The organism is Vibrio nereis NBRC 15637, assembly GCF_001591105.1.
Classification (GTDB): Bacteria; Pseudomonadota; Gammaproteobacteria; order Enterobacterales; family Vibrionaceae; genus Vibrio; species Vibrio nereis.
The window spans coordinates 40983-60766 of record NZ_BCUD01000010.1; the positions used below are offsets into that span (position 1 = coordinate 40983).

The 19784-nt window shown below is 46.8% G+C and carries 16 protein-coding genes and 2 riboswitches; of the genes, 8 read left to right on the plus strand and 8 right to left on the minus strand.

What is annotated here, in order from left to right; all coding sequences use genetic code 11:
• The first annotated feature begins 12 nt into the window (after window positions 1–12).
• The gene (locus VNE01S_RS12025; protein WP_053396344.1) at window positions 13–363 is read left to right on the plus strand and encodes a gamma-glutamylcyclotransferase family protein; all 351 of its coding nucleotides are present in this window, start codon (window positions 13–15) and stop codon (window positions 361–363) included.
• A gap of 63 nt (window positions 364–426) precedes the next feature.
• Here VNE01S_RS12025 and ppa read toward each other — a convergent pair whose 3' ends face one another.
• Both ppa and fbp read right to left on the minus strand, forming a co-directional pair.
• Window positions 427–954 (minus strand): inorganic diphosphatase, encoded by a 528-nt coding sequence (gene ppa / locus VNE01S_RS12030; protein WP_053396345.1) that lies wholly within the window; start codon window positions 952–954, stop codon window positions 427–429.
• A gap of 167 nt (window positions 955–1121) precedes the next feature.
• The gene (fbp, locus tag VNE01S_RS12035; protein ID WP_053396346.1) at window positions 1122–2138 is read right to left on the minus strand and encodes a class 1 fructose-bisphosphatase; all 1017 of its coding nucleotides are present in this window, start codon (window positions 2136–2138) and stop codon (window positions 1122–1124) included.
• 308 nt (window positions 2139–2446) lie between these two features.
• On the opposite strand from fbp, the gene mpl reads away from it, so the two are divergent.
• From mpl to thiQ, 5 genes are all read left to right on the plus strand, one after another.
• Window positions 2447–3799, plus strand: a complete 1353-nt coding sequence (gene mpl / locus VNE01S_RS12040; RefSeq protein WP_053396347.1) for a UDP-N-acetylmuramate:L-alanyl-gamma-D-glutamyl-meso-diaminopimelate ligase — start codon at window positions 2447–2449, stop codon at window positions 3797–3799.
• Window positions 3800–3813: 14 nt separating this feature from the next.
• Window positions 3814–4437 (plus strand): flavin prenyltransferase UbiX, encoded by a 624-nt coding sequence (locus VNE01S_RS12045; RefSeq protein ID WP_053396348.1) that lies wholly within the window; start codon window positions 3814–3816, stop codon window positions 4435–4437.
• A gap of 37 nt (window positions 4438–4474) precedes the next feature.
• A riboswitch (TPP riboswitch) is annotated at window positions 4475–4594 on the plus strand.
• A 49-nt stretch (window positions 4595–4643) separates the two neighbouring features.
• On the plus strand, window positions 4644–5636 hold the full coding sequence (gene thiB / locus VNE01S_RS12050; RefSeq protein ID WP_053396349.1) for a thiamine ABC transporter substrate binding subunit: 993 nt from the start codon (window positions 4644–4646) through the stop codon (window positions 5634–5636).
• A gap of 9 nt (window positions 5637–5645) precedes the next feature.
• The gene (gene thiP / locus VNE01S_RS12055) at window positions 5646–7250 is read left to right on the plus strand and encodes a thiamine/thiamine pyrophosphate ABC transporter permease ThiP (RefSeq protein WP_053396350.1); all 1605 of its coding nucleotides are present in this window, start codon (window positions 5646–5648) and stop codon (window positions 7248–7250) included.
• On the plus strand, window positions 7234–7938 hold the full coding sequence (gene thiQ, locus VNE01S_RS12060; RefSeq protein WP_053396351.1) for a thiamine ABC transporter ATP-binding protein: 705 nt from the start codon (window positions 7234–7236) through the stop codon (window positions 7936–7938). The genes thiP and thiQ overlap by 17 nt, the downstream gene beginning before the upstream one ends.
• Before the next feature lie 43 nt (window positions 7939–7981).
• Here the strand turns inward: thiQ and yjgA are convergent, their stop codons facing one another.
• Window positions 7982–8509: a ribosome biogenesis factor YjgA gene (gene yjgA / locus VNE01S_RS12065; protein ID WP_053396352.1), complete on the minus strand. Its 528-nt coding sequence runs from the start codon at window positions 8507–8509 to the stop codon at window positions 7982–7984.
• A 110-nt stretch (window positions 8510–8619) separates the two neighbouring features.
• On the opposite strand from yjgA, the gene pmbA reads away from it, so the two are divergent.
• Window positions 8620–9963: a metalloprotease PmbA gene (gene pmbA / locus VNE01S_RS12070; RefSeq protein ID WP_053396353.1), complete on the plus strand. Its 1344-nt coding sequence runs from the start codon at window positions 8620–8622 to the stop codon at window positions 9961–9963.
• Window positions 9964–10021: 58 nt separating this feature from the next.
• On the opposite strand, the gene lysC is transcribed toward pmbA, so the two are convergent.
• Window positions 10022–11374, minus strand: coding sequence for a lysine-sensitive aspartokinase 3 (gene lysC / locus VNE01S_RS12075; protein ID WP_053396354.1), 1353 nt, complete (start codon window positions 11372–11374; stop codon window positions 10022–10024).
• 157 nt (window positions 11375–11531) lie between these two features.
• A riboswitch (Lysine riboswitch) is annotated at window positions 11532–11709 on the minus strand.
• Window positions 11710–11973: 264 nt separating this feature from the next.
• On the opposite strand from lysC, the gene VNE01S_RS12080 reads away from it, so the two are divergent.
• Window positions 11974–13095: a pyridoxal-phosphate-dependent aminotransferase family protein gene (locus VNE01S_RS12080; protein WP_053396355.1), complete on the plus strand. Its 1122-nt coding sequence runs from the start codon at window positions 11974–11976 to the stop codon at window positions 13093–13095.
• Window positions 13096–13169: 74 nt separating this feature from the next.
• On the opposite strand, the gene VNE01S_RS12085 is transcribed toward VNE01S_RS12080, so the two are convergent.
• The 4 genes from VNE01S_RS12085 to VNE01S_RS12100 all read right to left on the minus strand — a co-directional run bounded on the left by VNE01S_RS12085 (window position 13170) and on the right by VNE01S_RS12100 (window position 19598).
• The gene (locus VNE01S_RS12085) at window positions 13170–14942 is read right to left on the minus strand and encodes a PglL family O-oligosaccharyltransferase (protein ID WP_053396356.1); all 1773 of its coding nucleotides are present in this window, start codon (window positions 14940–14942) and stop codon (window positions 13170–13172) included.
• 66 nt (window positions 14943–15008) lie between these two features.
• A complete protein-coding gene (gene uvrA, locus VNE01S_RS12090) occupies window positions 15009–17831 on the minus strand; it encodes an excinuclease ABC subunit UvrA (RefSeq protein WP_053396357.1) in 2823 nt (940 codons plus the stop codon).
• A 129-nt stretch (window positions 17832–17960) separates the two neighbouring features.
• Entirely contained in the window at window positions 17961–18833 is an 873-nt protein-coding gene (galU, locus tag VNE01S_RS12095; RefSeq protein ID WP_053396358.1) for a UTP--glucose-1-phosphate uridylyltransferase GalU, read from the minus strand.
• A 120-nt stretch (window positions 18834–18953) separates the two neighbouring features.
• The gene (locus VNE01S_RS12100) at window positions 18954–19598 is read right to left on the minus strand and encodes a LuxR C-terminal-related transcriptional regulator (protein ID WP_053396359.1); all 645 of its coding nucleotides are present in this window, start codon (window positions 19596–19598) and stop codon (window positions 18954–18956) included.
• Window positions 19599–19784: the final 186 nt, after the last annotated feature.

The following is a 19784-nucleotide window of genomic DNA, read 5'->3' on the forward strand; positions in this document are numbered from 1 at the left end:
GCAAGGAAGGCTATGCAACATTTATTATTTGTTTACGGCACGCTACGTAAAGGCGAAAGCAATCAAGCATTCCTCGAGAGCGCGGAATTTCTGGGCAGTCATGAAACGGCGCCCGAATACGCTTTGTATGATTTAAGCGGTCATCCTGCCGTTGTTGAAGGGCATAGCTCTATTCAAGGTGAGGTATATCTGCTTGATGACGAGATGTTGGCGCGAATTGATAAACTGGAAGATGTGCCTATCGAGTATCGCCGAGAACAGCAAATTGATACGCCCTTTGGCCGTGCGTGGATTTATCTTTACCAAGATACCAGCCAATTGGATGTGTTGCTGTCATCCGGCGATTGGTGCCAGAGAGTCTAACTAAAAAAGAAAGGGCCAGCGATTTTATGCTGGCCCTTTTACTATTCAAATTCGGGGAATCGATTATTTTTGCGCGCGTTCGTACGACTCTAAAATCTCTTTGCGTGCTGACTCCGCATCTTCCCAACCATCAACTTTTACCCACTTACCAGACTCAAGCTCTTTGTAACGCTCGAAGAAATGCGTGATTTGCGCTTTTAACAGTTCTGGCAGGTCATTGACGTCATTAATGTGGTCGTATTCTTTAGTCAGTTTAGTGTGCGGAACGGCAACCACTTTGGCATCTTCACCGGACTCATCCGTCATTTTTAGCACACCGACAGGGCGGCAACGAATTACAGAACCTGGCTGTAGAGGATGCGGTGTCGGTACCAATACGTCTACCGGGTCACCGTCCAAAGAAAGCGTGTGGTTAACGTAACCGTAGTTACATGGGTAGAACATTGGCGCAGACATAAAACGGTCTACAAACACAGCACCTGAATCTTTGTCTACTTCGTACTTGATTGGATCAGCGTTAGCAGGAATTTCGATAACGACATAAATATCATCTGGAAGTGATTTGCCTGCTGGTACGTTGTTTAAGCTCATTGAGAAAGTTCCTTTTTTGTATTGTACCCAATACGGAATGATGGGCTGAAATTTTAACCAAAATACCTTACTGCTAAACTCGGTTTTATGTAAACGAGAAAGGTTAGATTGAGTTCAAGAAATGTGAAAAAGGCGCTGTTAAAGCGCCTTTTTGGGTATCGAACTGGTTATTGTTCTTCGCGGTTAAGCTCTAAGAACTGTTCCACTTTCTTCACCATATTCTTTGAACCGACAAAGAATGGGACACGTTGGTGAAGCTCTTGTGGCTCTAAGTCCATAATGCGGTTAATACCGTCTGATGCGACACCGCCAGCTTGTTCAATAATGAACGCCATTGGGTTGCACTCATACAACAAGCGCAGTTTACCGTTAGGGTTGCTTTCTGTGCTTGGGTATAAGTAGATGCCGCCTTTCAGTAGGTTGCGGTGGAAATCCGCTACCAAAGAGCCGATATAACGTGACGTGTATGGACGGTTTTCTTCAGGTGCGCTTTCTTGGCAGTACTTGATGTACTTTTTCACACCTTGTGGGAAGCGAATGTAGTTACCTTCGTTGATCGAGTAAATGTTTCCGTCTTCAGGAATCATCATATTCTCGTGAGATAGGCAGAAGGTGCCTAGCGATGGATCGTAAGTGAAGCCGTTAACGCCGTTACCTGTGGTGTAAACCAGCATGGTCGACGAACCGTAAATAACGTAGCCTGCCGCAACTTGTTTGTGGCCTGGCTGCAAGAAATCTTCTTCTGTAGGAGGCGTGCCAATTGGAGATACACGACGGTAGATAGAGAAAATAGTACCTACAGAGACGTTCACGTCAATGTTTGAAGAACCATCAAGAGGATCCATAAGTACGACGTATTTCGCGTTCTTATTAAGCTCTTTGCTAAACGCTACTGCTTCGTCTTCTTCTTCACTCGCAACACCACATACCTGGTCACGTGCTTCTAGCGCCGCTTTAAATTTGTCGTTGGCGTAAACATCCAACTTCTGTTGAGCTTCACCCTGCACATTTTCAGTACCTACAGCACCAGTAATATCGCCAAGACCCGCGGCGTTGATTTCGCGGTTTACGATTTTAGCTGCAAGACGAATGGAAGAAAGTAGGGATGATAAGTCACCGCCTGCATGGGGGAAGTCTGCTTGTTTCTCAACAATGAACTCGCCAAGGGTGCGCATTCCAGACATGATGTTTCCTTAAAAGTCGCTTCAAAATATAGGGGGAGTTGGCGTTTGGGATCTCTCTCGGATCTTAGTTGTCGCCAGCTGCTATTTTAAAAGCCGAATCTTTTTATTGGTAATGAACTAACTGCTTGAGATCTCAATTTATTTGTCGACCTTACAGCTTGTTTCATTTGAGAAAGCCAAAAGTACTCAATGGGTAAGGAATGAACACTTAGTGGGTTAAAGGTCACGAACTGATCAAAGTAGTTCGCTTTTCAGTGCGTTAACGCCATAATGACCAGATAATTTTTTGCCTGCGATAGGGTCAGTTTATGCATATTCATATCTTAGGGATTTGCGGCACATTTATGGGTGGCGCAGCGATTTTAGCACGACAGCTCGGACACAAAGTGACAGGCAGTGATGCCAATGTGTACCCACCAATGAGTACGCTGCTTGAGTCTCAAGGTATTGAAATAATAGAAGGCTTTGACCCTTCTCAACTCGATCCCGCGCCTGATCTGGTGGTGATTGGCAACGCGATGAGTCGCGGCAACCCGTGTGTTGAGCATGTTCTGAATACTAACCTTCGTTATACCTCTGGCCCGCAATGGCTACAAGAGTTTCTACTGCATGACCGCTGGGTATTGGCGGTATCGGGAACCCATGGCAAAACAACCACTTCAAGTATGTTAGCGTGGATCTTAGAAGATTGCGGTTACAAGCCAGGTTTCCTTGTTGGTGGTGTGCTGGGTAACTTTGGCCTGTCGGCACGACTTGGCGAAAGCATGTTCTTCGTAGTGGAAGCAGACGAATACGACAGTGCTTTTTTCGATAAGCGTTCTAAGTTTGTTCATTACCATCCACGCACATTAGTGATGAACAACTTAGAATTTGATCATGCGGACATCTTCGATGATCTGGAAGCGATCAAGCGCCAATTCCACCATTTAGTACGCACAGTGCCGGGCAATGGTCGAATATTAGCGCCCAAGCAAGATACGGCAATTGACGATGTGCTAAAGCGTGGTTGCTGGAGTGAAACGGAGTTCAGTGGTGAACAAGGCGATTGGCAAGCGGAAAAACTGATCCTAGATGGCTCGCAATTTAAAGTGCGCTTCCAAGGCGAGGAAGTGGGTACTGTGAAGTGGGATCTGGTCGGCGATCACAACGTCGATAACGCGTTGATGGCGATTGCGGCTGCGCGTCACGTTGGGGTGACACCAGACTTAGCGTGTGAATCACTGGCAACATTTATTAATACCAAACGTCGCTTAGAGCACAAGGGTGAGGTGAATGGCGTGACGGTCTATGACGACTTTGCGCATCACCCAACGGCGATTGAATTGACGCTAGGCGGCTTACGCAACAAAGTGGGCGACAAGCGTATTCTTGCGGTCTTAGAACCGCGCAGTGCCACGATGAAGCGCGGTGTGCACAAAGACACCTTGGCTGAGTCGTTGCATGCGGCTGACCAAGTATTTTTGTATCAGCCGGAAACGATTGACTGGTCGGTTGAAGCGGTGGCGAAAACGTGTCATCAACCAGCACAAGTCTCGGGCTGTGTCGATGAGTTGGTGGCTAAAATCGTCGCGGAAGCTCAACCAGGTGATCAGATCCTGATCATGAGCAATGGTGGCTTTGAAGGTATTCACGGCAAGCTACTGGCAAAATTAGCAGAGTAAATTAGTGTAGAAACATGAGTGATAAACAAAAAGCCATTACTTTGGCATTTACGGGCGCATCAGGTGCGCCCTATGGATTACGTTTATTGGAATGCCTTTTAGCTGCTGATTATCAGGTCTACTTACTGATTTCATCTGCCGCGCGAGTGGTATTGGCCACCGAGCATGGTTTAAAGCTACCTGGTAATCCTGATGCTGCCAAAGCAGTGTTGGTGGAGCACCTGAACTGCGATCCTGAGAAACTTACGGTGTGTGGTAAAGATGATTGGTTTTCGCCAGTCGCTTCGGGTTCTGCGGCACCTAAGCAAATGGTGGTGTGCCCATGTTCTGCTGGCAGTGTGGCGGCGATTGCGCATGGTATGTCTGACAACTTGATTGAGCGCGCTGCCGATGTCGTAATGAAAGAACGCGGGCAATTATTGCTGGTGGTGCGTGAAACGCCATTTTCAACGCTGCACCTCGAAAATATGCATAAGTTGTCGCAAATGGGCGTGACGATCATGCCAGCCGCTCCAGGCTTTTATCATCAACCTCAATCAATCGAAGATCTAGTGGACTTTATGGTAGCCCGTATTCTGGATCACCTTGGTGTTGCACAAGGTTTAGTGCCGCGTTGGGGCTATGATCAGCGTGGTTAACGCTAGCTATCAGATGACATAACGATTACAATTTTGCCGATACTCATCGGGGCGCTATTCATCCTATCAATAGGGATCAGCTGAGATCGAGCGCAAGCTCGGGACCCGTGTACCTGAACCAGATAATGCTGGCGTAGGAATTGAGTTTGGACACGAATTCTCCCCGTCCCTCAAGCCTGTGCCGCTCAACAAGGAGAGAGCGAGCAGTGAAAACCACTCTAAGCACCTTAGCAATTGCGACCTTAACTTCATTCTCGGCTGTGGCGGCTGACAACACCTTAACCGTTTATACCTACGATTCTTTTGCTGCTGATTGGGGCCCGGGCCCTAAAGTGGAAAAAGCATTCGAAGCAAAGTGCGGTTGCGACGTTAATTTTGTCGCGCTTGATGACGGTGTCTCTATCTTGAACCGCCTGCGTTTGGAAGGTGACAACAGCAAAGCGGACATCGTACTCGGCCTCGACAACAATCTGATGGCGGAAGCAAAGAAAACCGGCCTGCTTACAGAGCACAAAGTTGACACTGCCAACGTTACGCTCCCAGGCGGTTGGAATGATGCGACATTTGTGCCGTATGACTTTGGCTACTTTGCTTTTGTCTACAACAAAGAAACCCTAGCCAACCCACCGAAAAGCCTCAAAGAGCTGGTTGAATCACGCGATGATCTTAAAGTGATTTACCAAGATCCGCGAACGTCGACGCCTGGTCAAGGCTTGATGCTATGGATGAAGTCTGTTTACGGTGATGATGCCCCTCAAGCGTGGAAACAGTTAGCGAAGAAAACCGTGACGGTAACCAAAGGCTGGTCTGAAGCATACTCTATGTTCTTAGAGGGTGAGTCGGATCTCGTGCTTTCTTACACGACTTCTCCTGCGTACCATTTGATTGCAGAGCAAGACGCGAAATTTGCAGCGGCGGATTTTGCGGAGGGGCACTACACTCAGGTTGAAGTGGCGGCGAAGGTGAAAGGCTCAAAAAATGAAGCGCTGGCCGATGAGTTTATGAGCTTTATTTTAAGTGATGAATTCCAGTCGGTCATGCCAACCGGAAACTGGATGTACCCAGTGACGGATGTTGCCCTGCCAAAAGGTTTTGACACTCTGACGGTTCCAAGCAAAGCGTTGAGTTTTAGTGCTGATGAAGTTGCCGAGAGCCGCAAAACATGGATCCGTGAGTGGCAAAGTGCTCTGACCTTCTAAGGTACTGTTTTGCGCAAGACTCCTAAAATAGGCATTTGGGTCGCGATCATTATCGCGACCTTTGTTGTTTCTGCCTTGGGGGCTCTGTTTATTGAAGCTCCCTCTTTAAACGTGCTGCAAGTATGGCAAGACCCATATTACCGCCACGTAACGAAATTCAGTTTTTATCAATCGTTTTTATCGACCGTATTGAGCGTCGGCTTGGCTATTCCTGTCGCGCATGCTTTCTCGCGTCGAAGTTTTCCTGGTAAAAGGCTGTTGCTAAAACTGTTTGCGACGACACTGGTGCTACCCGTTTTGGTGGGCGTATTTGGTTTGCTGGCGATTTACGGTAACCGTGGTCTACTTGCTCAGCTTTTAGAAGCATTAGACAGCCAACTGCCATTCTCCATTTATGGGCTGAATGGCATTTTGTTGGCGCACGTGTTTTTTAACCTCCCCTATGCGACCCGATTGTTGCTGCAGTCACTGGAAACCATCCCAGCAGAACAGCATAAGCTGTGTGCTCACCTAGGTATGGGGCATTGGCAAAAGTTTAAGTGGGTCGAATGGCCGCGTTTAAAACAGCAACTGGCGCATGTTTGTGGGTTGGTGTTCATGCTTTGCTTTACCAGTTTTGCCACGGTGATGGCGTTAGGTGGTGGGCCGAAATCGACCACCATTGAGCTGGCAATCTATCAGGCGATCAAATTTGATTTTGACTTACAGGCTGGAGCTCTGCTGGCTATTTGGCAAATGCTGCTTTGTGGCTTAATGGCGCTGACAATTCAGCGTTTAGCAAAACCCGTGTCTGTCAGTGCGGGTAGCACATCGTCGAAGATTTACTTAACCAACGATTCTGCCAAATCCAAGTTTTGGGATTGGGGGTGGATAGGCTTTAGTGCGCTGTTGGTTCTACCACCACTATTAATGGTGATCTTAAGTGGTTTGAACAGCCAAGTACTGGCGGTTTTTTCTGATGTCCGTTTTTGGTCTGCCTTATGGGCATCACTCAAAGTAGCGACGCTGGCGAGTGTGTTTGCATTGCTGGCTGGCATTGGCATTTTGATCTCTAGCCGTCGCTTGAGATTGAACTTTCATGAAAAACGAGCGGATCAAATCGAGCTAATAGGGACTATTATTTTGGTCACGCCAGGTTTGGTGATTTCGACAGGGTTGTTCTTGTTGCTTCGTTCAATGACCGACGTGTTCAGCTTGGCTTTTGTTGTGGTGGTCGCCGTGAATGGCTTAATGGGCTTACCGTACGTGATCAAAACACTGTCACAGCCGATGTTGCAAATCGAGCAACAATACCAATATGTGTGTGCAAGTTTAGGCATGAAAGGCTGGCAACGACTGAAAGTGGTGGAGTGGCGAGCGTTGAAAAAGCCGATGGCTCATGCTTTTGCGATCAGTTTTATGTTTGCCATCGGTGACTTGAGCGCGATTGCCTTGTTTGGTAGCCAAGAATTTCGAACCTTGCCTCTATACCTTTTCCAGCTATTGGGCAGTTATCAGATGGACGCCGCCGCGGTGGTTTCTGTGACCTTGCTGGCTCTCAGTGTCGGCTGTTTTACGTTGATCGAAACTCTATTTAAAGCGAATTCAAAGGTGACTTATGCTGACGCTAAGTGATGTCCGTTACTATTACCATAGTGAGCTGTTTCATTTTGACCTGAGTATTGAACAAGGGCAGATTGTTGCTTTAATGGGGCCGAGTGGGGCAGGGAAATCCACTTTATTGGCACTAGTTGCTGGCTTTATTGAGCCTGAGCAAGGCAGTATTTCGGCCAGCGGAAGTGAGGTCGTAGGGAAAGAGCCCCATCAGCGTCCGTTTGCGATGCTGTTCCAGGAGCACAATTTGTTTGCCCACCTCACCGTGCGTGAAAACATTGGCTTGGGTTTGCACCCTGGGCTAAAACTCAATGACTCGCAGCAGAGGCAGGTCGAGGAAGCCGCTAATCAAGTTGGTGTTGCCGAGTATCTGGATCGTTTGCCTGAGCAGCTTTCTGGCGGCCAGCGGCAGCGTGTCGCTTTGGCTCGATGCTTTGTACAGCCTCATCCGGTATGGTTGCTCGATGAGCCATTCTCCGCGTTGGATCCTATTCTACGTGAAGAAATGCTGACCTTAGTTCAGCGTTTGGCCAAAGAGCGTGATATTACGGTATTGATGGTTACGCATCATATTAGTGACGCTAGGGCGATAGCTTCACATTTTGCCTTTGTGGCGGGTGGGCGAGTGGAAGTGTCGGCAGGCATTGAGCAACTGATATCTAGCCACACAAATACACTGCTGAGTGATTTTGTTAGAGCGGGTGAATAAAAATAAGGTTGATGAATCCTCATCAACCTTTTTTGTTTATCGCTTAATACTCTTCGTCATTGAGCTCTTTTAGCACTTGGAAGATTTCACGGTAAGCTTTCGCTGGTTTTCCTGCTGCTTTCTCTTTTGAAGCTTGGCGAGCAAGTTGGCGTAAACGCTGACGATCGGCTTCTGGGTAAAGATCGAGCACATCTGCGATAGCTTTATCACCTTCTTCAACCACACGGTCACGTAATTGCTCAAGCTTGTGCAGTACTGCAGTGTGCTGCGAGTGCTTGTTACGGACTTTATCCAACGCCGCTTGGATCGGTTCTGGATCTTCATGGCGCATCAGCTTGCCGATGAATTGCAGTTGGCGACGACGTGCTTCGTTCTTAAAGCGCTGTGCATCTTTAATTGCATCCGCAAGTTCTTCACTCAGCGGAAATTTCTCTAACACTGACGGTTTCAGGTTTACGAGCTCTTCACCCAGCTTCTGTAACTCTTCCATGTCACGTTTCATCTCGGTTTTACTTACCCAGATGATCTCTTCTTCTGGTTCCCATGGCGCTTTTTGGTTTTTACGTGCCATTTTTCTGCCTTAATTTGAACATTCTATTTCTCTATTTTAACAAGAATCGTGGGGAGAAAGCGAAATTCTTGTTATCCTAGAGTACAAAGACCTCATTGAATTAAGTTGATATGGACGTAAGACAGCAAATTGCTCAACAGCGCGTTGAGCTAGAAGCCGCCGTAGCCAAAGCTCTTGAGATGGCCGCAGAGAAATCCGATGGCGCAGAAGTAGCAATCACCAAGACAACGGGATTGAGTGTGTCTACTCGTATGTGCGAAGTAGAGAATGTGGAATTTAACAGCGATGGTGCGTTAGGCATTACGGTATATCGTGGTCAGCGCAAAGGCAGCGCGTCTACGTCGGACTTGAGTGAAAAAGCCATCCAACAAACCGTGCGTGCTGCGTTGGATATTGCTCAATACACTTCTGAAGATCCTTATGCAGGTCCAGCGCCGAAAGAGTTAATGGTCAAAGAGATCCCTGATTTGGACCTGTTCCACCCGGACACGCCAGATCCTGATCATGCCGCGGAAATTGCGATCGCAGCGGAAGAGCATGCGTTGTCTTACAGTGATAAGATCAAACAGAGTGATGGTGGTAGTTACGACAGTCACTACGGATTAAAAGTTTACGGCAACAGCCATGGTCTGTTGGGCAGTTATGCGTCTAGCCGTCATAGCATTAGCTGCTGTGTGATTGGTCAAGGTGCTAATGGTGAGATGGAGCGTGACTACAGCTACACAGTTGCCCGCCACAAAGATGAGCTTTGGACGCCTGAAACTGTCGGTATGACGGCGGGTGAGAAGACGATCAATCGCTTGGATGCACAAAAACTCAGAACAGGGCAATACCCAGTGATGTTTGCGGCCGATGTAGCGACAGGGTTGTTGGGCCACCTTGTGATGGCCATCAGTGGTGGGAATCTTTATCGTCAGTCATCGTTTTTGCTGGATCAATTAGGGCAGCAAATTCTCCCAGAGTGGTTCAATGTTTCTGAGCGTCCACACGTTTTACGCGGGTTGGCGTCGAGTCCATTTGATAGCGAAGGCGTGTTCACACAAGACCGTAAAATCATTACTGACGGCGTATTAGCAACGTACTTATTGACGAGTTATGCGGCGCGTAAAATGGATATGACACCAACAGGTCATGCGGGTGGTATCCACAACTGGTACGTGAAGTCTACCGGGCAAAACTTTGAACAAATGCTAAAAGAGCTGGGTACAGGTCTATTGGTGACAGAAGTGATGGGCCAAGGCGTTAATATCGTTACAGGTGACTATTCTCGTGGCGCAGCAGGCTTTTGGGTTGAAAATGGTGAGATTAAATTCCCAGTATCAGAGATTACCATCGCGGGTAACCTCAAAGATATGTACAACCAGATCGTGGCTGTAGGCAGTGACGTGGAAACACGCTCACAGATCCAGACGGGGTCTATCTTGCTTGAGTCGATGAAAGTCGCGGGCGAGTAACCGCATCCAAATGACTTGAAAGTAAAAGGTTGGCTCGGTAGCCAACCTTTTTTGTTTTCTACTCTTCAAACAGTTCTTTATGCAGTTTCTGAATGGCCAGTTTAGAGACGGATTCATGCACAAGGAAGCACAGGTTATGCGGGCTTGCACCATAGCAAATCATACGCAAGTTGAAGTCTTCTAACGTGCCGAATACTTGTTTTGCATAGCCTTTACTCTCACTCATATTGTTACCGATTAGTGCGACCAAGCATAGATTGTGTTCAACCTCCACGGTACACAGTTCTTCGAGCTCTAAGCGCGCGGCTTCTGGTAACTGTGGCGCACCACCAGCGGTGTCCGTTTGATCTAAGGTTAACGACACACTGATCTCTGAGGTGGTGATCAGGTCGACCGACACTTTATGTTTTGCCAATATTTCGAATACTTTGGCTAAGAAACCGTAAGCGTGGAACATTTTTGCACTGCGTAAGGTAACCATGGTTTGGTTGCAACGCAGAGCCAGCGCACGAAATAAGGGAGAGCTTCCCACCTTGTGTCGAATCCAAGTGCCACCTTTCTCTGGTTCTTTGGATGAACCGACGAACACCGGGATGTCATGACGCAGTGCAGGCACTAACGTGGAAGGGTGCAGGATTTTCGCACCGAAGTTCGCCATCTCTGACGCTTCACTAAAGCTGATTTCCGGAATCGGTGACGCTTTTGGTGCAATGCGTGGGTCTGTGGTGTAGATCCCTGGAACATCGGTCCAAATTTCTAATCCCGAAGCTTGTACGGCTTCGGCGATTAGCGCGGCACTGTAATCGCTGCCACCTCGTCCCAGAGTTGTCGTATTGCCTTCTTCATCCGAACCAATGAAGCCCTGAGTAACGACGACAAACTCATTGCAAAGCGGCACCAAGGATTGCTGTGCAAGGCCAGCGATGGTTTCCAGTTCGGGTTCACCTTTACCGAAAGTGCTATCCGTTTTTAGTACATCTCGAATATCAAAGCGTGTTGCGTTGATACCGCGCTCTTTCATCAACTGAGTCAGAATATGCGTCGACATGAGCTCGCCACAAGCGACCAAGTGATCGGTGAGTTTAGTGCTCGCTTGAATAGAAGCCGCTTCCGCGAGGCTAGTGACGGTATCTAGTATGCCGTAGACTTGGTTCGCCGCTTCAGATGGCTCTTTGAGTTGATTCAGAATCGAATCATGAATGTCTGCGAGTTGCTGGAGGATCTGGCTGCGGCGCGCTTGATCTTGCACACCATTGGCTAACTCAACCAATAGGTTCGTCACTCCTGAGCAAGCACTGCTTACCACAAGCTTAGTGTTTGGATTTGATTCGATGATAGCGGCACAACGGCTCATTGCTTCAAAGTTAGCAACGCTGGTTCCACCAAATTTAGCAACGTTAAAATTGCTCACAACATTTCTCCCACGACTTCCTGAAAATGACAGTTAGGAGCCCAATGACGTACTTTAGTACTTGCCTAATGGGATCCAACATCCGATGTTTTGCGGTAATACAAAGCTGTATTTGAAGAGAAAATGAGCGTATTGAGAGGTTTATATTTGTACGGTATACCTCAGAAGCTCATCATCAGTCTGCGCTGATGACAGTTGATGGGACTCAACCCAAGTCAACCGACAGATCAAAACCACAATCTTGACCTACCTCGGCACTACTCCCCCTTAGTGAATTGTATTGGAGTTGCGGCTCCACAATACACCTACCTGGGTAGTGCTCCTCTTCTGCAAAATGCAATCTACCAACTTCAAATAATTATTCTAAAAGCTGGCGTTGGTGGGATAAATATTCACCACCTGTTTTGCATTGAACGTTTTTATATATCGCTTGTCAACGATAATTTGTAACTTAATGACAATTTAAAGTAACAAGTTAGTGACACGAATCTGCCTACCCTACTTAGGAATAATTGCTGCTTATGCCGATTTGAATTAAGGTGATTTATGAAATCGATATAACTACAAGAAAAGACAGCCTACAATTCAAGGAGAAGCCAATGACGATTCAAAGTTTCATTCCCCCTCATCGAACTCTGATGGGACCAGGTCCTTCGGATATTTCACCTCAAGTATTACAAGCTTTAAGTCGTCCGACAGTCGGCCACCTAGATCCCTTGTTTATTGGTATGATGGATGAGCTTAAACAACTGCTTAAATACGCGTTCCAAACGGACAATGAGTTCACTATCGCAGTGTCAGCACCGGGTAGTGCAGGAATGGAGACCTGTTTTGTTAACCTGATTGAACCGGGTGAAAAAGTCATCGTTTGTCGTAATGGTGTGTTCGGTGAACGCATGCGAGAGAATGTGATTCGTGCTGGTGGTGTTGCGGTTGTTGTTGACGATGAGTGGGGCAAACCCGTTTCAGTTGAGAAAGTGGAACAGGCATTAAACGAAAACCCAGACGCAAAAATTCTGGCGTTTGTGCATGCAGAAACGTCCACAGGTGCGTGTAGTGATGCACAAGCGCTGGGTAAACTGGCGAAGCAACACAATGTACTGACGATTGTTGACGCAGTAACGTCACTTGGCGGAGTGCCGCTAAAGGTGGATGAGTGGCAACTGGATGCGGTGTACTCGGGTAGCCAAAAATGTTTGTCTTGTGTGCCAGGACTTTCTCCAGTCACGCTTTCTCCAGCCGCGATTGAAAAGATCCAATCACGTAAGACCCCTGTTCAAAGTTGGTTCTTAGATCAAAGTCTCGTGCTGGGTTATTGGAGTGGTGAGGGTAAACGCAGTTACCACCATACAGCGCCAGTGAACAGCCTGTATGCGCTGCATGAAGCGCTATTGATGTTAAAAAATGAAGGTCTAGAAAATGCGTTTCAGCGCCATCGTGATATGCATGAAAAGTTAAAAGCGGGCTTAGAAAAACTGGGCTTTAAATTTGTGGTGGATGAAGCGTCTCGTCTGCCTCAGTTGAACGCGATTTATGTTCCTGATGGTATTGATGAAGCAAAAGTTCGCAGCCATCTATTGGAAACTTACAACTTAGAAATCGGTGCGGGCTTAGGTGCCTTAGCAGGCAAAGCGTGGCGTATTGGCTTGATGGGCTATGCTGCTCGTCCAGAAAATGTCGCGCTCTGTCTACGCGCATTAGAGGAGTCTCTGACTCAATAAATGGTTCAGGTACCGTTGTTAATATAAGAAAGGCGACTCAATGAGTCGCCTTTGTCATTTTTGTTATCAGCGCACTAGGGCTGTTTTTCATTTTCTGCCTTCAATGCATCGATATTAGGCGGAATATATTGGACCTGAGAGAAATCTTGTCTCGGGAACAGAAATTGAGCTTCACTGCGGATTTGCTCTGCTTTTTCCATGTCTCCTAAGCCTTGGTAAGCAAGAATAAGGTTGTTATAAAACGCAGGTCTTGGTTTATCTTTGATGATCTCTAATGACCAGTTTATGTAAGGCTCTATAAGTTTGGCGTCTTGCGTGAATAAGCCAATATTCAAGTACGTACTATAAATGTCCCAATTATAACGATCTTTCCAAACAACGGGGTTGCTGACTTGATCAAGAATGTCTGGGTTTTTGGGGTTAGACCTCTCAAATTGCGTCAACACATAGTTTGTATGCAGGGCACTTAACATATAAAAACCGAGCAAAATCGGAACCAGTAAACTCAGAACACGCAGTGCCGTTTGAGAGATAAAACTGAGCGTAAATATCCGGTATTTATTCACGCGCTGATCCACCCAGTACAGCAAAATAATGAAGGTGATCCAGTGAACCGCCGAGTGGTAGAAAGGGTACTCTAGCTGGGTGTGCAGTACGATCGGAATGAACAGGGCAAACAGAGCGAGTCGGGTTCCTTTCTTCGTTTGGTAAATACGATAGAGGATCAGTATTGCTGCAATCAGTATCCCAACAAGGGGCAATAGGCCGCCCTCTACGCCCCAATAAAGCAGCTCATTGTGTGGGTGATCCATCGATGCTAGGCCGGGTTCGTAGTTGTTATTTAACTGGTGCTGTCTAGCTGTGTAAATAATGTATTCAGACTCAAATTTACCGTAGCCATAGCCCGTAAATGGCTTCTCGATAAACATGTCTAAGGTTTGTGGGAAAGTATATTGTCTTGGGCTCTCTAAGTTGACCTTTTGTTCTGACAATGTGGCCGTGTCAGAGCTGAGCAGAGAAGGAATGAGCCCGATACCTAATCCTAAAACGACGGATAATACCCACCCCCAACGGCGCTTGTTAGTCGCAAAGCGAAATAGGTATGGGAGGGTAAAAAGTATCACTAAGATGGCGCTTAACCAGCCAGTTCGTGAAGCTAGGACAATGAGTAATGGGATTGTCACCAGAGGCATTAAGTATAATAACGCTATTTCACTGAGTTTTGACTGGTATTTCACTCGTTGTCGCGTCAGTAAGTATCCAGAGATTGCTAAACCTGTGGTGAGGAAGCTTGCCATGACATTCGGTTGTTGGAAAATGCCGTATGGTCTATTTTGCACTGTATCGTAACCCAGGGGGTTGCCTGGTTGGAGAAACAAATATTGCACCCAGCCCAAGATCGCCTCAATGAATACCCCGATGGCGATAAACCAGAGCAAACGTTGTTTTTGTTTGTTACTGAAACGAAACTGTTGCAGGACAACAAACAGGATGTAGCCAGCCCATAACCCCGCGATTTTTCCGACTGTTAGCTCAATAGCTGAGGTTGGGTATACAACGGGTATTGTTATCGCTAAGCAGCTAATAAAAAAGCCGATAGTTAGTTTGTTGTATCTCAGAATGCCCAGAGTGCCAATTTGGTAAAGCCCGATAGCAATGGCAATCCCCAGCACGAGCCAGGTTGTTGGATTAAAAGACAGGGCGAGTCCAGAGCCTCCCGGGTTGGGCATAAAGAAGTGCATTGCCAGAATAAACACAGCACCCAATGAGAAAAGGAATGGCTTGATTAATGGCAGTTTGGGCGTTGGCTGCGCTAGTTTGGTTCCAGCTACATGTATCGTGGCCATGGTTCAATAATCCTAAAAACAGGCCAGCGATGGATTTCGCTGGCCTGGTGACTTTACAACTATTTGTTATTTTAACATAGGCTTAAGGAAGCGTGCGGTATGGGAACTTTCGACCAATGACACATCTTCAGGAGTACCCTCCGCAACAATTTCACCGCCGCCTTGACCTCCCTCGGGACCCAAATCAACAATCCAGTCTGCCGTTTTTATCACATCGAGGTTGTGTTCTATCACGACCACCGTGTTGCCGTGGTCGCGCAGTCTGTGGAGTACCGTCAATAGTTGCTGGATATCGTGGAAGTGCAGTCCTGTGGTCGGCTCATCCAAAATGTACAGGGTTTTGCCTGTATCTCGTTTTGATAGCTCTCGCGCCAGCTTGACGCGTTGGGCTTCACCACCAGAGAGTGTCGTAGCGGCTTGGCCTAATCGGATGTAAGACAAACCGACATCCATTAATGTTTGCAGTTTACGGGCAATGACAGGCACAGGGTCAAAAAACTCTCGCGCGTCTTCAACGGTGAGTTCGAGAACTTCGTCAATGGTTTTGCCTTTATAACGAACTTCCAATGTCTCGCGGTTGTAGCGCTTTCCTTTACATACGTCACAAGGGACATACACATCAGGTAGGAAATGCATCTCTACTTTGATCACACCATCACCTTGGCAGGCTTCACAGCGCCCACCGCGGACGTTAAAGCTGAATCGCCCTGGTTTGTAGCCACGTGAGCGGGATTCTTGAGTCCCTGCAAACAGTTCTCTAATCGGTGTGAAGATGCCCGTGTAGGTCGCTGGGTTCGAGCGAGGCGTGCGACCAATCGGACTTTGATCGATGTCGATCACTTTATCAAAGTGTTCTAGGCCTTTGATTTTTTTATAAGGCGAAGGTGTTGCTGTTGTAGCGCCATTGAGCTGCGTATGAGCAATCTTAAAGAAGGTATCGTTGATTAAGGTGGATTTACCTGAGCCAGATACCCCGGTAATACAGCTAAACAGACCTACAGGCAGTTTTAGGTTTACATCCTTCAGGTTATTACCCGATGCGCCCATCAGTTCGACGACTTTTTTCGGGTCTCGTTGGGTACGAGTGTCCGGGACAGCGATCTCTTTCTTGCCACTGAGGTATTGTCCAGTCAAAGAGTTTGGATTGGCGATGATTTCTTTCATGGTGCCTTCCGCAACCACATTACCGCCGTGTACACCAGCACCAGGGCCAATATCGATGACGTGGTCGGCCATGCGAATCGCATCTTCATCGTGTTCCACCACCAATACCGTATTGCCTAAATCACGCAGGTGGGTGAGGGTGTTTAGCAGTCGCTCGTTGTCACGCTGGTGAAGGCCAATAGATGGTTCATCCAAGACGTACATGACGCCAACAAGACCCGCACCGATTTGGCTTGCGAGACGAATGCGTTGTGCTTCTCCACCAGAAAGTGTTTCTGCACTGCGCGACAGATTCAAATAATTGAGGCCAACATTGACCAAAAAATGCAGGCGATCATTGATCTCTTTCATCACCTTTTCGGCGATTTGAGCGCGTTGACCTTCTAAAGTAAGTGAGGCAAAAAAGCTCAATGCATCGGCGATGCTCAGCTCAACGATTTCAGGAAGTGTGGTGTCAGCGATAAACACGTTGCGTGCTTCTAAACGTAATCGGCTGCCATCACAGCTATCACAGGTTTTGGTTGAGATATATTTGGCTAAGTCTTCACGTACAGAGCTTGACTCGGTGTCTCTGTAACGTCTTTCCAGGGTGTTAAGAATGCCTTCAAACGGATGACGTTTTACGCGAATATCGCCGCGATCATTAATGTAGTTAAATTCCACCTCAGTTCGGCCTGAACCGGTAAGAATCACGTCGCGAATTTTCTTGGGCAGGGATTTAAACGGCGCATGAAGATCAAAACCATAATACTCAGACAAGGAGGTCAGCATTTGGAAATAGTAATAGTTTTTCTGATCCCAGCCTCTGATGGCACCTTCTGCTAGGCTCAGTGAATCATCGACAATCACTCGCGCCGGATCGAAGTATTGTTGTACACCCAAGCCATCACAGGTATGGCAAGCTCCTGCTGGGTTGTTGAACGAGAATAGTCGAGGTTCCAACTCTTGCATGCTGTAACCACAGTGTGGGCAGGCAAAATTGGCAGAAAAAACGACTTCTTCTCCGTTGCCGTCCATAGGTGCGACGACCGCGATCCCACCAGACAGCTCAAGCGTCGTTTCAAACGACTCTGCAAGGCGCTGTTGCAAATCATCTCGGACTTTAAAGCGGTCAACCACCACTTCAATGGTATGCTTTTTGTGAAGCTCTAAGGTCGGAGGATCGGAAAGATCGCAGGTTTCACCATCAATGCGCGCACGGATAAAACCTTGTGCAGCCAAGTTCTCTAATGTTTTGACGTGTTCCCCTTTGCGCTCTTTGACGATAGGGGCAAGCAGCATCATTTTAGAGCCTTGAGGCATCTCAAGCACTTTATCGACCATCTGAGAGATGGTTTGAGCCGCCAGTGGTACTTTGTGTTCAGGGCAGCGAGGCTCGCCTACTCGGGCATACAGAAGTCTCAGGTAATCGTAGACTTCAGTGATGGTACCAACGGTAGAGCGGGGGTTGTGCGATGTGGATTTTTGCTCGATAGAAATGGCTGGTGATAGACCTTCAATATGGTCAACATCCGGTTTTTCCATCAGGGATAAAAATTGACGGGCGTAGGCAGAAAGAGACTCAACATAACGTCGCTGACCTTCAGCGTATAAAGTATCAAACGCCAGAGAAGATTTACCAGAACCGGATAATCCGGTGATCACAATCAACTTATCTCTTGGGATTGTAAGGTTGATGTTTTTGAGGTTGTGTGTGCGGGCACCGCGAACTTCAATCTTATCCATTATCATCGCTCAATGTAAAACAAGTTGGCTAAGTATTACATAGTGTGAGAAATGTTCAATAAATACTGGATAAAAAAACAGTAAAGGCCGCTTTGATAGCGGCCTTTAAGAGAAAATTCCTTTCGGTATTTAAGACTCTTTCGTGGTCGCGTGTTTACCGAGTTCAGACGTCTTGCTGTCTTTTAAGTATACGTTTTCAAAGCAGTAGTTAGTTGCTTCAATGTAACCTTCTACGCTACCACAGTCGAAACGTTGACCTTTAAATTTGTAAGCAAGCACACAACCCGCTTTTGCTTGTTTAAGCAGCGCATCGGTAATCTGAATCTCACCACCTTTACCTGGCTCGGTGTTTTCGATCAGCTCGAAAATATCTGGAGTCAGAATGTAGCGACCAATGATTGCTAGATTGCTTGGTGCGGTGCCTTTCTCAGGTTTCTCTACCATGTCGTCAACACGGAAAATGTCATCTTTGATCATTTCACCCGAAATAACACCGTATTTATGCGTTTCGTCTTCAGGGACTTCTTGCACTGCAACAATAGAACAACGGAACTGTTTAAACAGCGCGACCATTTGTGCCAGTACGCCTTCTTCTTCGTTAACGCATAAATCATCGGCAAGAACGACAGCAAACGGTTCGTCACCAACCAGCTCGCGGCCAGTTAAAATCGCGTGACCTAAGCCTTTCATTTCACGCTGGCGAATATAAGTGAAGTTTGCACTGTCGATGATGTCACGAATGTCTACCAATAGCTCTTCTTTGTTTGTGCCGCTAATTTGGTGCTCTAACTCGTAGTTTTTGTCGAAGTGGTCCATGATCGAGTGTTTGCCTCGGCCTGTGACAATACACATACCATTCATACCCGCTTGAATCGCTTCCTCAACACCGTATTCAATTAGAGGTTTATTGACGACGGGCATCATCTCTTTCGGCATGGATTTTGTTGCAGGTAAAAAACGTGTACCGTAGCCAGCGGCAGGGAAAAGACACTTTTTAATCATGTTAATTAAACCCTATAACTTTTGTTTGGTAATTTAACTGCGGGCGACAATAACATGCTTTTAGTGAATAGGTCATGAACCTATTCACTAAAAATATTTAATTTGGAGTTTTTAGTGTGGTTAGTACATTAAATGTTGCTTTGCCCAAGCAGTAGCTTGCACGCGGTTTTTCACGCTGAGCTTTTTAAATATCTGGTACAAATGCGATTTGACGGTGAACTCGCTGATAAATTGGTCTTCTGCAATTTGGCTATTTGAGGCTCCGGTCATTAAACTACGCAATATATGTATTTCACGCGTGGTTAGGTTCACGGTTGCTGGGGCGGATTGACTCTCTACGACCGTTCGGTAGTGATAAAGTAATTGAGCCGAAACTTTTCTTGGTAACCAGTTTTCCCCATTAATAATTTCACTGCACCCTTTACTGATGTTCTCCAATGAGTCTGTTGCATAAAACAGCCCTTTTAGATGCCCCAAACTAAGTACTTCGTCGGTGGTGAGCCGTTTATCGACATTAATGATGATGGTTTCAAACACTTTATTGGCTAGCGGCAGGGAGCGTATTTGGTTGTTCAACTGTAAATAATGGCGATGGTCTATCATTAATATACGATGCTTGTTCCGTTGCAGGGCTAACATCAGTTCTGCAGGTTCAAGATAAGGGATCTCTAAACCTATACGTTTTTCGATATTGTCGACGAGAGAATGGCGAACGTTTTTATCTTCGCATAAGAAGTGGATAGTTCTCATATAGTTACTTTTCATGCCTAAGCTTCCTATTCCATTAGGGCGTAGGTAAGGCTTACTGAATTATCAGGCGAGCGCTACTTGAGATTGAATCCCTGCGTTTGGTTTCATGTGCTTGAGTAATTTATCGTTTTATCACTCGAGTAATGTTTGATTTTTCTCGTAAAAAAGTTCGATGGGTGTATGAGAGCCTATTGAGTAGCG